This is a genomic window from Blautia massiliensis (ex Liu et al. 2021) (assembly GCF_052064225.1).
Lineage (GTDB): Bacteria > Bacillota > Clostridia > Lachnospirales > Lachnospiraceae > Blautia_A > Blautia_A fusiformis.
On the sequence record NZ_JBQHWA010000013.1, the window covers coordinates 67,456 to 80,335 of the forward strand.

At 44.8% G+C, this 12,880-nt stretch carries 12 protein-coding genes; 11 read left to right on the top strand and 1 reads right to left on the bottom strand.

Translation table 11 applies throughout. The annotated features are described in order from the left end of the window. The first annotated feature begins 24 nt into the window (after nt 1–24). The 11 genes from ACTNDQ_RS07165 (at nt 25) to rpsA (ending at nt 11,472) form a co-directional block, all read left to right on the top strand. Nucleotides 25–822 carry a zinc dependent phospholipase C family protein gene (locus tag ACTNDQ_RS07165; RefSeq protein ID WP_114002439.1) on the top strand — a complete coding sequence of 266 codons (798 nt, stop codon included), beginning with the start codon at nt 25–27 and terminating at the stop codon, nt 820–822. Between the two features lie 112 nt (nt 823–934). Continuing rightward, on the top strand, nt 935–2,158 hold the full coding sequence (locus tag ACTNDQ_RS07170; protein WP_270390697.1) for a D-alanyl-D-alanine carboxypeptidase family protein: 1,224 nt from the start codon (nt 935–937) through the stop codon (nt 2,156–2,158). 141 nt (nt 2,159–2,299) lie between these two features. Next, a complete protein-coding gene (locus ACTNDQ_RS07175; RefSeq protein WP_022426761.1) occupies nt 2,300–3,736 on the top strand; it encodes an acyl-CoA carboxylase subunit beta in 1,437 nt (478 codons plus the stop codon). A 13-nt stretch (nt 3,737–3,749) separates the two neighbouring features. Next, on the top strand, nt 3,750–4,511 hold the full coding sequence (locus tag ACTNDQ_RS07180; RefSeq protein WP_441064306.1) for an OadG family transporter subunit: 762 nt from the start codon (nt 3,750–3,752) through the stop codon (nt 4,509–4,511). Nucleotides 4,512–4,534: 23 nt separating this feature from the next. Continuing rightward, a complete protein-coding gene (locus ACTNDQ_RS07185) occupies nt 4,535–4,915 on the top strand; it encodes a biotin/lipoyl-containing protein (RefSeq protein ID WP_015524870.1) in 381 nt (126 codons plus the stop codon). Between the two features lie 15 nt (nt 4,916–4,930). Further along, nucleotides 4,931–6,079 (top strand): sodium ion-translocating decarboxylase subunit beta, encoded by a 1,149-nt coding sequence (locus ACTNDQ_RS07190; RefSeq protein WP_118168967.1) that lies wholly within the window; start codon nt 4,931–4,933, stop codon nt 6,077–6,079. 36 nt (nt 6,080–6,115) lie between these two features. Further along, a complete protein-coding gene (locus ACTNDQ_RS07195) occupies nt 6,116–7,528 on the top strand; it encodes an oxaloacetate decarboxylase subunit alpha (RefSeq protein WP_015524872.1) in 1,413 nt (470 codons plus the stop codon). A 103-nt stretch (nt 7,529–7,631) separates the two neighbouring features. Beyond that, nucleotides 7,632–8,861, top strand: coding sequence for an NAD(P)/FAD-dependent oxidoreductase (locus tag ACTNDQ_RS07200; protein ID WP_110102314.1), 1,230 nt, complete (start codon nt 7,632–7,634; stop codon nt 8,859–8,861). Nucleotides 8,862–8,886: 25 nt separating this feature from the next. Then, nucleotides 8,887–9,552, top strand: coding sequence for a (d)CMP kinase (gene cmk, locus ACTNDQ_RS07205; RefSeq protein ID WP_441064307.1), 666 nt, complete (start codon nt 8,887–8,889; stop codon nt 9,550–9,552). Next, nucleotides 9,549–10,415 (top strand): 4-hydroxy-3-methylbut-2-enyl diphosphate reductase, encoded by an 867-nt coding sequence (gene ispH, locus ACTNDQ_RS07210; RefSeq protein WP_114002443.1) that lies wholly within the window; start codon nt 9,549–9,551, stop codon nt 10,413–10,415. Before cmk ends, ispH begins: the two co-directional genes overlap by 4 nt. Beyond that, nucleotides 10,396–11,472, top strand: a complete 1,077-nt coding sequence (gene rpsA, locus ACTNDQ_RS07215; RefSeq protein WP_278795744.1) for a 30S ribosomal protein S1 — start codon at nt 10,396–10,398, stop codon at nt 11,470–11,472. The genes ispH and rpsA overlap by 20 nt, the downstream gene beginning before the upstream one ends. A gap of 99 nt (nt 11,473–11,571) precedes the next feature. Here the strand turns inward: rpsA and ACTNDQ_RS07220 are convergent, their stop codons facing one another. After that, the gene (locus ACTNDQ_RS07220) at nt 11,572–12,591 is read right to left on the bottom strand and encodes a ribonuclease H-like domain-containing protein (RefSeq protein WP_441064308.1); all 1,020 of its coding nucleotides are present in this window, start codon (nt 12,589–12,591) and stop codon (nt 11,572–11,574) included. Nucleotides 12,592–12,880 lie beyond the last annotated feature (289 nt).

Consider the following 12,880-nt stretch of genomic DNA (forward strand, 5'->3'; position numbering starts at 1 on the left):
GAAAACAGAAGAGGAGTGACGAAAATGCCCACAACATACGCACATGATCTTTTTGGAAAAAGGGTTTACCGGAAACTTTCCGCAAAATTACAGCATCTGATCCGAAGCAACGGAAATCTGTACCGGATCGGACAGCATGGTCCGGATATCCTGTTTTATTATTTTATATCCAAAAATCCGGTGACACAGTACGGAGTGCAGATGCATGGACGGAAAGCAAGAGAATTCTTTGAAAAGGGCATGGCGAAGGTCCGGGAGGAAAAAAATCCTGCACTGATGGCTTACCTGCTGGGGTTCGGATGTCATTATATCCTGGATTCTACTTGTCATCCTTACGTCAATCAGGTAGCTGCCGAGGGGAAAGTCTCACATACGCTCTTTGAGAAGGAATTTGATCGTATGCTGATGTATGAAACCGGCAAAGATCCATTGCGTTTTTATCCGTCTCATGGGATCCGTGCCAGTTTTCTCAGTGCATGGACAATCCACCAGGTATTGCCGGCGATCCGTACCTGGAACATTTATCTGTCATTGAAAATGATGAAGATATTCACCTGTATTTTGGTATGTGATGATGGAGGAAGGAAGAGACGCCTTTCGGAACATGCCCTTTCCCCCGCAGGAAAAAAGAGATCTGCGTTTATTACCGAATTTTTTATGAGCCCGGAGCCGGAGATTGACTGTAAGGAGGAGCTTCTTAAGCTGGACAGTCTGATGGAAGAGGCACTTGCCAAGGCGCCGGATATGCTGGAAGAGCTTGCTGCACTTGCAGTCAGGCCAGGACATCTTTCTGACAGATGGGATCTGACCTTTAACGGATGATCGATCCCGGCAGACAATAGATACAAGTGATATCTGAATGCTATCCCCGCATAAAATTAAATATAACAGTTACTGTAAACAGTTATATGAACCGTGTATGGGGTGATGCATTATGAGCAAACGGCGTATGGCCGCTGTCGTGCTGGTGACAGCGGTCCTTATTATTTGTCAGATCTTTCCGGTAAAGGCGGCAGATGACGAAAATCTATATGCACTTTCTGCAGTTCTCATGGATGGGGAGAACGGCCGTGTGCTGTACGGAAAAGAAGCATACAAAGGACGGCCGAATGCCAGCACCACAAAGGTAATGACCTGTATTCTTGCTCTGGAGCTGGCAAAGGGAGATGATTACGTACAGGTTTCCGGGAATGCGGCATCTCAGCCACAGACACGTCTTGGCATGCGGGAGGGACAGCAGTTTTATCTGGAGGATCTTCTCTATTCACTGATGCTGAAAAGCCATAATGATTCCGCAGTGGCCATCGCGGAACATATCGGCGGCTCCGTAGAAGGTTTTGCAGAGAAGATGAATGAAAAAGCAAAAGAGCTGGGATGTAAGGACACACATTTTGTTACACCCAATGGTCTGGATGGAGAAGATGAAGGCGGTATCCATCATACAACAGCCCGGGATCTTGCCTTGATCATGGCGTATGCAATAAAAAATGCAACATTTGTCCATATTACCCAGACTAGAGATTATACTTTCACGGATATCTCAGGAAAAAAGCATTATTCGGTACATAATACCAATGCTTTCCTGGATATGGAAACAGGAGTGATCTCTGGAAAAACAGGATTTACAGGAAATGCCGGATATTGTTATGTCTGCGCAGTCCGACAGGACGAGCGATTATTTATCGTGGCTCTTCTGGGATGCGGATGGCCCGGAAATAAAAATTATAAATGGAGCGATACTAAGAAGCTTCTTTCCTATGGCAGGGAAAATTATCAGTATGTGATGCTGCCGGAGCTTCCGCAGCTGCCTGAGATCCCGGTAACAGAAGCAGCACCGGGAAAAGAAGATCCATATCCGCAAAAGTCCGATCGTTCCGGATATCCTCCCAAACAGGTTATGCTGAAAATACACGCAGTACTTTCTGAAAAAGATCGTGAGAAAAGATATCTTCTGAAAAAAACAGAAACGATCACATGGGAAACGGAGCTTCCGGATAAGCTCCCGGCACCAATACAGAAAAACCAGAAGATCGGTACACTCCATGCAAAGCTCAACGGAAAAGAACTCCTTTCCTGCCTTGTAACCGCAGATGACAAAATCGACAGAATTACCTATAAATGGTATGTGGATAAAGTATTTAAGGATTATTTCCATTAATTTAGCGACCCCTGGCATAAGTCAGGGGTTAATTTTTTAACGTTCGTGACGAAAAGTATTGAATTTTCTGCAAAAAAAAGGTACAATTATACTCGGCTGAATTTTTGGTTATATTAATAAAAAAATGGAGGGCATAGTATAATGAGTAATGCGACACAAAGCGTAGCGGCTGCAAGGATCGATTCCCTGCTTGACGCCAACAGTTTTGTTGAGATCGGACAGGCTGTCACAGCCAGAGCTACAGATTTCAACATGACTGAAAAAAAAGCACCTTCAGACGGTGTGATCACCGGATATGGTGTGATTGACGGCAGTCTGGTGTATGTATACAGCCAGGATGCATCTGTACTGAACGGAACAGTTGGTGAGATGCATGCCAAAAAGATCGCCAAAATTTATGATCTCGCTCTGAAAGTTGGAGCACCTGTTATCGGTCTTGTAGACTGTGCGGGACTTCGTCTTCAGGAGGCTACCGATGCACTTGAGGCATTTGGTGAGATCTATCTGAAACAGACACTGGCATCCGGTGTTATTCCACAGATCACTGCTGTTTTCGGAACATGCGGCGGTGGAATGGCAGTTGTACCGGCTCTTACAGACTTTACATTTGTAGAGGAGAAGAAGGGCAGACTGTTTGTAAACACTCCAAATGCACTGGAAGGAAACAGAGTGGAAAAATGCGATTCAGCTTCCGCACAGTTCCAGAGCGAGGAGACAGGACTTGTTGACGGCATCGGAACAGAAGAGGAGATCCTTGGACAGATCCGTACACTGGTCAGCATGCTTCCGGAGAATAATGAAGATAATGACAGCTTCAAGGAATGCACAGATGACCTGAACAGAGTATGTGATGATATTGCAGGCTGCACAGGCGACACAGCTATTGCGCTTTCAAGAATCGCTGATAATGGTGAGTTTTTTGAAACAAAGGCAGCTTACGGCCAGGATGTCGTAACAGGCTTCCTTCGTCTGAACGGAGCTACCGTTGGCGCTGTTGCAAACAGAAGCGAATCTTACGATGCTGATGGCAATAAGACAGAGATTTCCGACGGAACTCTTTCTGCAAGAGGTGCAAGAAAAGCAGCAGACTTCGTAAAATTCTGTGATGCTTTTGAGATTCCGGTACTTACTCTTACTAATGTAACAGGATTTAAAGCTACACTCTGCAATGAGAAGATGATGGCTAAATCTGTAGGTGAGATGGTACATGCTTTTGCATCTGCAACTGTACCGAAGGTAAATGTTGTAATTGGTAAAGCATACGGAACTGCATACGTTGCCATGAACAGCAAATCTGTCGGAGCAGATATGGTTTATGCATGGGATACAGCTGAGATCGGTATGATGGATGCTTCCCTTGCAGCAAAGATCATGTATGAGGGAGCTGACGCTTCTACACTGAATGAGAAGGCAGCTGAGTACAAAGAACTCCAGAACGGTATCGCATCTGCAGCAGCAAGAGGATATGTGGATACCGTGATCAAAGCAGAAGATACAAGAAAATATGTAATCGGTGCTTTTGAGATGCTGTTCACAAAAAGGGAAGACCGTCCATCCAAAAAGCATGGAACAGTCTAAGTGAGGTGAGCGTATGAGACAGTTTTATAAAAAGATCTCTTCTGTCTGCATGGCACTTCTTTGCATAGCTGCACTTCTGATCGGATGCACAGCTACTGCATGGGCTGCTGATGAGATTGATGATTCTGTAAAGAGTCAGCTTATCACAACAACCAAGGGCCTGACGGATGCGATCATCGCAATGTCCGAGGATGATATCCAGGGATATCTGGAATCAGAGGATGCTTTCACACAGAGTGCTGCAAGTGCATGGGATGGCTCCAGAGAAGAGCTTGGTGAGAAAAAAGGTGATATCGAGGAGAAAGATATCACAGTGGAGTATTCCGATGATCAGTATACCGTTGTTGTTCCGGTATCCTTCGAGAAAAACAAAGCGAATTTCACTTATGTATTTGATAAATCAGGAACCCCGACTTCTCTTACAGTTGATGTGAATTATACACTGGCACAGAACATGGAGAAGGCAGCCATGAATACACTGATGGGTCTCGGAACTGTATTTGTGATCCTGGTATTCCTGATCTTCGTGATCTCTCTTTTCAAATATATTCCCGGACTTGTGGAAGGAAAGAAAAAAGAGAGCAAACCGGCTCCGGCAGCCGCAGCACCGGCTCCGGTTGCAGCACCAGTTGCTGAGCCTGCTGTTGAGGATGTGACAGATGATGGTGAGCTTATTGCCGTGATTGCCGCAGCGATCGCTGCTTCTGAAGGCAAAACAAGCACAGACGGATTCGTAGTACGTTCCATCCGCAAAGTCAACCGCAGAAAAAGATAATCATTATTTAGGAGGATTTTAAAATGAAGAGTTATACAATTACTGTTAACGGAACAGCATATGAAGTTACTGTAGAAGAGAACGGAAACGCAGCAGCTCCAGTTGCAGCAGCACCAAAAGCAGCAGCTCCGGCTCCTAAGGCAGCTCCGGCAGCAGCTCCTAAGGCAGCAGCTCCGGCAGCAGGCGCAGGTTCTGTTAAAGTTTCCGCAGCCGTTCCTGGAAAAGTTGTAAAAATCGTTGCATCTGTTGGACAGAGCGTAAAAGCTGGTGACAGCGTAGTGATCGTTGAGTCCATGAAGATGGAGATCCCGGTTGTTGCTCCTCAGGACGGAACGATCGCCAGCATCGATGTTGCAGAGGGTGCTGCCGTTGAAAATGGAGATACTCTTGCAACAATGAACTAAACAGGAGGTAGACAAATGTCTTATGTAACAAATACCCTGTCAAACCTGATCCATCAGACAGCATTTTTCAACCTTACCTGGGGAAACTACCTGATGATCGCAGTGGCATGTGTGTTCTTATATCTTGCCATTAAACATGGTTTTGAGCCGCTGCTGTTGGTTCCGATCGCTTTTGGTATGCTTCTGGTAAATATTTATCCGGACATTATGCTGAGCATTGAGGATTCATCCAATGGCGTTGGCGGACTTCTTCATTATTTTTACTTAATGGATGAGTGGAGTATTCTTCCTTCACTGATCTTCCTGGGTGTCGGTGCGATGACAGACTTCGGTCCGCTGATCGCAAACCCGATCAGCTTCCTGATGGGAGCAGCTGCACAGCTTGGTATTTACCTTGCATACTTCCTTGCAATTTTCCTTGGATTTAATGGTAAAGCAGCAGCAGCGATCTCTATCATTGGTGGTGCTGACGGCCCGACTTCCATTTTCCTTGCAGGTAAGCTTGGACAGTCTTCTCTTATGGGACCGATCGCAGTGGCAGCATATTCCTATATGTCCCTGGTACCGATCATCCAGCCTCCGATCATGAAGGCTTTCACAACAGAGGAAGAGCGTAAGATCAAAATGGCGCAGCTCCGTCCTGTTACAAAACTTGAGAAGATCCTTTTCCCGATCGTTATCACAATCGTTGTTTGCCTGATCCTTCCGACAACAGCTCCCCTTGTTGGTATGCTGATGCTCGGAAACCTGTTCCGTGAGTCCGGAGTTGTTAAACAGCTTTCTGAAACAGCTTCCAACGCTCTTATGTACATCGTAGTAATCCTTCTCGGAACATCTGTAGGTGCTTCCACAAGTGCTGAGGCGTTCCTGAACGTAGATACACTGAAGATCGTAGTTCTTGGTCTTGTTGCCTTTGCCTGCGGTACTTTTGGTGGTGTTATGCTTGGTAAGCTTCTCTGCAAGGTTACTCACGGAAAGATCAATCCTCTGATCGGATCAGCCGGTGTTTCTGCCGTTCCTATGGCAGCCCGTGTATCCCAGAAGGTTGGTGCTGAGGCAGATCCTACAAACTTCCTGCTGATGCATGCGATGGGACCGAACGTTGCTGGTGTTATCGGTACAGCGGTTGCTGCCGGTACATTCATGGCGATCTTTGGTGTCTAACCCATTGTCTTATAAAAATTTGTAAGGAGAATAATTATGGCAGAAATAGAGAAAAAACCTGTGAAAGTTGTGGAAACGATTCTGCGTGACGCTCATCAGTCCCTGATCGCTACACGTATGAGCACAGAGCAGATGCTTCCGATCATTGAGAAGCTTGACAAAGTCGGCTACTATGCAGTAGAGTGCTGGGGCGGTGCTACTTTCGATGCTTCCTTACGTTTCCTGAAAGAGGATCCGTGGGAAAGACTTCGTAAACTTCGTGACGGTTTCAAAAACACAAAGCTTCAGATGCTGTTCCGTGGACAGAACATCCTTGGATATCGTCCATATGCAGATGATGTAGTAGAGTATTTTGTACAGAAATCCGCAGCTAACGGTATCGATATCATCCGTATCTTTGACTGTATGAATGACCTTCGTAACCTTCAGACAGCTGTAAAAGCAGCAAACAAGGAGAAAGCACATGCACAGGTTGCAATGGCTTACACACTTGGTGATGCTTACACACTTGATTACTGGACAGATCTTGCAAAACGTATCGAGGATATGGGTGCAGATTCCATCTGTATCAAAGATATGGCAGGACTTCTTGTTCCGTACAAAGCTACAGAGCTTGTTCAGGCTCTCAAAGAGACTGTTAAGATCCCGATCGATCTTCATTCTCACTATACATCCGGTGTTGCTTCCATGACATATATGAAGGCAGTAGAGGCAGGTGTTGATATCATCGACACAGCAATGTCTCCGTTTGCTCTTGGAACATCCCAGCCGGCAACAGAGGTTATGGTTGAGACCTTCAAGGGAACACCATATGATACAGGATTTGATCAGCAGCTTCTCGCTGAGATCGCTGACTACTTCCGTCCGATGCGTGATGAGGCTCTTGATACAGGTCTTCTCAATCCGAAGAACCTTGGTGTAAACATCAAGACTCTTCTGTATCAGGTACCAGGCGGAATGCTTTCCAACCTGACATCACAGCTGAAAGAGCAGCATGCCGAGGATAAATTCTACGAAGTACTTGAGGAAGTTCCGCGTGTACGTAAAGACCTTGGTGAGCCACCGCTTGTTACACCGTCCTCTCAGATCGTTGGTACACAGGCTGTATTTAACGTGATCATGGGCGAGCGTTACAAGGTTGTCACAAAAGAGACAAAAGACGTGTTAAGTGGTAAGTATGGCGCAACAGCCAGACCGTTCAATCCGGAAGTACAGAAAAAATGTATCGGAGATATTGAACCGATCACATGCCGTCCGGCAGATCTTCTGGAGGATGAGCTTGATAAGCTTGAGAGCGAGATGGCACAGTACAAGGAGCAGGATGAGGATGTTCTCACATATGCACTGTTCCCGCAGGTTGCCATGGACTTCTTTAAATATCGCCAGGCTCAGAAGACAAAAGTTGATGAGACTGTAGCAGATACCAAGAACGGCGCATACCCGGTATAAAGCACACATAGAAATGCAGATGCATTTCAAAACAGGAAAAGGAGCTTGCTGTATGCAGGCTCCTTTGTGCATAAAAAAGATAAAAAAGGCAGGATAACAGGTAATGTCCAAAGTTGCGATCATAGGCGGCGGTGCCGCCGGAATGCTCTGCGGTGTATATGCTGCGCGCAGAGGACACCAGGTTCACATACTGGAAAAAAATGAGAAACTAGGAAAAAAGCTTTTCATCACCGGAAAGGGACGATGCAACGTCACCAATGATTCCGATACCGAAGAACTTTTTCCGGCAGTGATGTCAAACCGCAAATTTCTTTACAGTGCTTTCTACACCTATGGAAGCAGAGATGTGATGGAATTTTTTGAGGAGGCAGGAGTGCCGCTGAAAACAGAGCGTGGAAACCGGGTTTTTCCGGTATCGGATCATTCATCAGATATTATCCGTGCGCTTGAGCGGGAACTGAAAAAAGCCGGAGCGCAGATCCATCTTCATACAGAGGTAAAGGAAGTTTGTACACAGGATGAAAAAGTTACCGGTGTATTACTTTCGGACGGTACCTTTTTTGAAGCGGATACTGTGGTAGTTGCCACAGGAGGGCTTTCCTACCCGTCCACAGGTTCCACAGGAGATGGATATCGTTTTGCTGCTGAAACGGGACATAAAGTTGTTTCCCAGTCACCATCACTGGTACCACTGGTGGCAAAAGAAGATTATGTCTCCAAACTTCAGGGCCTTTCCCTTCGGAATGTGGAGCTTACAGTAAAATCCGGCAAAAAAGTTCTCTATAAAGATTTCGGCGAGATGATGTTTACTCATTTCGGAGTGACAGGACCGCTGATCCTTTCCGCCAGTGCCCAGATTGGCAAAAAGCTGGAAAAGGAGCCTTTGGAGGCTTTTCTGGATCTGAAGCCGGCGCTTGATGCAGAACAGCTTGATGCCCGGATCCTGCGTGAATTTGATGCAAATCATAACAAGCAGTTTAAAAATGTGATCGGTGTTCTTTTTCCGTCTTCTCTGACTCCGATCATGATCGAAATTGGCGGTATCCCCGGGGAAAAACCGGTACATGAGATCTCCAGGGAAGAGCGTCAGGCTTTTGGCCGTCTGATCAAGGCTTTTCCGTTTACGATCACGGGAATGGGAGAGTTTAAGGAAGCGATCATCACAAGAGGCGGTGTGTCAGTAAAAGAGATACAGCCATCCACAATGGAATCCAAAAAAATAAAAAATCTGTATTTTACAGGTGAAGTACTGGATCTGGATGCAGTGACCGGTGGCTATAATCTTCAGATCGCATGGTCTACAGCGTATGCGGCAGCTCAGGCGATAGAATAACAGAAAAGAGGAAGGAGCAACGATTATGGGTATTAATATTGCAATTGACGGACCGGCAGGTGCAGGAAAAAGCACAATTGCAAAAAAAGTGGCAAAGGAGCTATCTTTTATTTATGTAGATACAGGGGCAATGTATCGTGCCATGGCACTTTATCTTCTGGAAAAAGGGATCAGCGGTGACGAAAAAATCTCTGAATCCTGTCACGATGCGGATATCTCTATCCGTTATGAGAACGGTGAGCAGCAGGTGATCCTTAACGGAAAGAATGTAACTGCGTTCCTCCGTAAGGAAGAGGTAGGAAATATGGCATCTGTAAGCTCTGCAAATCCGGAGGTGCGTGCACATCTTCTGAAGCTGCAGCGCAATCTTGCAGCCGAGAATAATGTAGTTATGGACGGAAGAGATATCGGAACCACCATTCTTCCCAATGCGGAAGTGAAGATCTTTCTGACTGCAAGTGCAAAGACCCGTGCCAGCAGACGATACCTGGAGCTTACAGAGAAGGGGGAAGCCTGCGATATGGATGAGATCCTGAAAGATATCGTTGACAGAGATGAGAGAGATATGAACCGCGCGGTTTCTCCGCTTAAAAAAGCAGAGGATGCCGTTCTTGTTGATTCATCTGAGATGGGAATTGACGAAGTGGTTGAGAGTATCCTTTCCGTATACAGAAAAAGGGTGAATGGATGAATGTAAAAGTTGCAGAAACTGCCGGCTTCTGTTTCGGCGTACAAAGAGCAGTTGACCGTGTTTATGAGCTGATCGGTTCCGATGCAGCACCGATTTATACACTGGGCCCGATCATCCATAATGAGGAGGTCGTCTCAGATCTCGAAAAAAAAGGCGTGGCTGTGATCTGTGAGAAGGATCTTGGCAGCCTGAAGGGCGGCACTGTTGTGATCCGTTCCCATGGAGTAGGCCGCAGGGTTTATAACACGATAAAAAAATATGGTCTCGGATATGTAGATGTTACCTGTCCTTTTGTGCTGAAGATCCACAAGATCGTTGAGAGAGAAAGCTCCAGAGGTGCCCATATTGTGATCATCGGTGATCCGGACCATCCGGAAGTCCAGGGTATCTGCGGATGGTGTCAGGGACCATATACAGTGATCAGAAATGCTGAGGATGCTGAAAAATTCAATATTTCTCCGGAAAAAGAAGTATGTGTAGTGTCCCAGACGACATTTAATTACAACAAATTTCAAGAATTAGTTGAAATTCTCCGCAAAAAGAGTTATGATAATAATGTTTTAAATATTTTAAATATTTTAAACACTATTTGTAATGCTACCGAAGAACGGCAGAAAGAAGCTAAAGCGATAGCCGGAGAGGTAGACACTATGCTGGTCGTAGGTGGCCGACATAGCTCCAATACTCAAAAGCTGTTTGAAATATGTAAAAAGGAATGTGGAAATACTTACTATATACAAACACCTGTAGACTTGGATTCTGAAATGTTCCAATGCAGTAGTTGTGTAGGTATTACAGCAGGGGCTTCCACCCCAAAGAAAATTATTGAGGAGGTTCAAGAACATGTCAGAGTTAAGTTTTGAACAGATGCTGGAAGATTCCGTAAAAACAATCAGAAATGGAGAGATCGTACAGGGTACCGTCATCGATGTTAAAGATGATGAGATCATCCTGAATATCGGCTATAAAGCAGACGGTATCATCACAAAGAACGAGTACACAAACGATTCAAGCGTTGTGCTTACAGACGTTGTTAAACCTGGAGATACCATGGAAGCAAAGGTTCTCAAAGTAAATGACGGAGAGGGACAGGTTACACTTACCTACAAACGTCTTGCAGCAGAGAAAGGCAACAAACGTCTTGAGGAGGCATTTGAGAACCAGGAGGTTCTGAAGGCTCCTGTAACACAGGTACTTGACGGTGGTCTTTGTGTCAATGTTGAGGAAGCAAGAGTATTCATTCCTGCAAGCCTTGTATCTGACACATATGAGAAAGATCTTTCCAAATATGCAGATCAGGAGATCGAGTTCGTTATCACAGAGTTCAACCCAAGAAGACGCCGTATCATCGGTAACCGCAAACAGCTTCTTCTTGCTGAGAAAGCTGAGAAACAGAAAGAGCTTCTTGCTAAGATCAACGTAGGCGATAAAGTTGAGGGTGTTGTTAAGAATGTTACAGATTTCGGTGCATTCATTGACCTCGGCGGAGCAGACGGACTTCTTCACATCTCTGAGATGTCCTGGGGCAGAGTAGAGAACCCGAAGAAGGTATTCAACGTAGGTGATAAAGTTACAGTTCTTATCAAAGATATCAACGGAGACAAGATCGCACTTTCCCTTAAATTCCCGGAGGAGAACCCATGGCTTACAGCTGCTGAGGACTTCGCAGTAGGAAACGTAGTAAAGGGCAAAGTTGCACGTATGACAGATTTCGGTGCATTTGTTGAGCTTGCACCTGGAGTAGATGCTCTTCTTCATGTATCTCAGATCTCCAGAGAGCACGTTGCGAAACCATCTGATGTACTTTCCATCGGTCAGGAGATCGAGGCTAAGGTTGTTGATTTCAATGACGAAGACAGAAAGATCAGCCTCAGCATGAAAGCACTCGAGGATAATTCTGCAGAGCAGACAGAGGAGTAATTTCTCAGAAGCTGTACAGCAGATGAATATTTTGAATTTCAGAGGCCGTCACATTTATTGTGACGGCCTTTTTTTGATTGGAATTGCGTAACAGAGATATTATTTAAGAACAGAAAGATAATATGGCAGGCAGTGTTTCAGATAGGTCTTCTGTTTTAAAGGATCATGCAGAAAAGCTTCTGTTACAGGAAACCAGGTATAACAGTTGTCCCTTTTGGCGGGTCTTCGGAGCTTTTTGTCCATGCAGGCACTTAAGGCTTTTGGTATGGCAGTGTCTTCGGAAGGGATGTAATCGTAATCCTTATAATTGGAGTAGTATTGCTTTAAACGTCCATTTTGAGACTTTACAAGAAGACGGACACAGTTATTCTGTCCAATTATGTAGATTTCTTCACTATGATTTGAAAATTTAACAGGCAGATCGTAATTAGTTTTAATGGTAAAGGCCAATTGATCGTCTTGAATTTCACAATTTAGTGCTTCGTAATCTTCATTGAAAAGAGCAAGATAGGACAGCATGGAGAAAATTTTTCCAAGTCCCAGAAGATCTTCCCGGTTATGTCCCATAACGATCTCTGCCGCTTCCGGTTTCTTTCCGGAAGCGAATTGTTTGTAAAGACGGATGCAGGCACCTCCATCACAGTAGTTCCGTTCAGTGATACCGAGAAATGATTCCATAGAAGGCTGATTCATCCGTGAAAGCTTCAGAAGTCCCTTGAGCGGCTTTAGTTCCCGGTAAAGGTCCATAGAAGGCAGCTTTGCAAAAGGGGAAGGCAGTCCGTGGATCTGATATCGTGCATCCAGATAAGGCTGGTCAAAGCTGTCACCGTTATATTGGATCGTACATGAAAAATCCTGAAGGAATTCAGAAAATGTTTTCAGAAGTTCAGGTTCTTCCTCTTCGTTTTCAATCATCCACTGGTACATCTGCCAGTTGTTTTCTTCGTAGGCTACAGCACCGATCAGATACAGAAAAGTGGAATTTCGTGATAGTCCTGTAGTTTCAATATCATAGAAAAGCGGTACAAAACGCTCTGAAAATCCACGATTTTTAGTCAATTTTTTAACAGTCTCAAAGTCTGGAAACCCTTGTAAAATCGGCATTTTTTTAACGATCATGTTAATTTTCTCCTTTATGGATTGTATCTGATTATACACAAAAAAATTGCTTTTCAATAGTGCAATTTAAAGTGAAATGAGTTATAGTTATTAGTAGAGTTGATGATAAAAAACAGGAAATGGTACTGGATTTATGTAGGGATTGACAGTGAAAAAATGACTATTGTCGCTTCATAAATTAGTTATTCATTTACAGCTTTTTATGAGCTGGTGAATATCTTCTACCGAAGTATATCACAGGATCGTGTCTGGATTCAATCTTTCATACATATCCTGCTCAAAGCAGAAG

Excerpts from the sequence above, each read along its gene's own strand:
- ACTNDQ_RS07165 (WP_114002439.1), top strand. The coding sequence starts at position 25 with ATGCCCACAACATACGCACATGATCTTTTTGGAAAAAGGGTTTACCGG.
- ACTNDQ_RS07170 (WP_270390697.1), top strand. The coding sequence starts at position 935 with ATGAGCAAACGGCGTATGGCCGCTGTCGTGCTGGTGACAGCGGTCCTT.
- ACTNDQ_RS07175 (WP_022426761.1), top strand. The coding sequence starts at position 2,300 with ATGAGTAATGCGACACAAAGCGTAGCGGCTGCAAGGATCGATTCCCTG.
- ACTNDQ_RS07180 (WP_441064306.1), top strand. The coding sequence starts at position 3,750 with ATGAGACAGTTTTATAAAAAGATCTCTTCTGTCTGCATGGCACTTCTT.
- ACTNDQ_RS07185 (WP_015524870.1), top strand. The coding sequence starts at position 4,535 with ATGAAGAGTTATACAATTACTGTTAACGGAACAGCATATGAAGTTACT.
- ACTNDQ_RS07190 (WP_118168967.1), top strand. The coding sequence starts at position 4,931 with ATGTCTTATGTAACAAATACCCTGTCAAACCTGATCCATCAGACAGCA.
- ACTNDQ_RS07195 (WP_015524872.1), top strand. The coding sequence starts at position 6,116 with ATGGCAGAAATAGAGAAAAAACCTGTGAAAGTTGTGGAAACGATTCTG.
- ACTNDQ_RS07200 (WP_110102314.1), top strand. The coding sequence starts at position 7,632 with ATGTCCAAAGTTGCGATCATAGGCGGCGGTGCCGCCGGAATGCTCTGC.
- cmk (WP_441064307.1), top strand. The coding sequence starts at position 8,887 with ATGGGTATTAATATTGCAATTGACGGACCGGCAGGTGCAGGAAAAAGC.
- ispH (WP_114002443.1), top strand. The coding sequence starts at position 9,549 with ATGAATGTAAAAGTTGCAGAAACTGCCGGCTTCTGTTTCGGCGTACAA.
- rpsA (WP_278795744.1), top strand. The coding sequence starts at position 10,396 with ATGTCAGAGTTAAGTTTTGAACAGATGCTGGAAGATTCCGTAAAAACA.
- ACTNDQ_RS07220 (WP_441064308.1), bottom strand. The coding sequence starts at position 12,591 with ATGATCGTTAAAAAAATGCCGATTTTACAAGGGTTTCCAGACTTTGAG.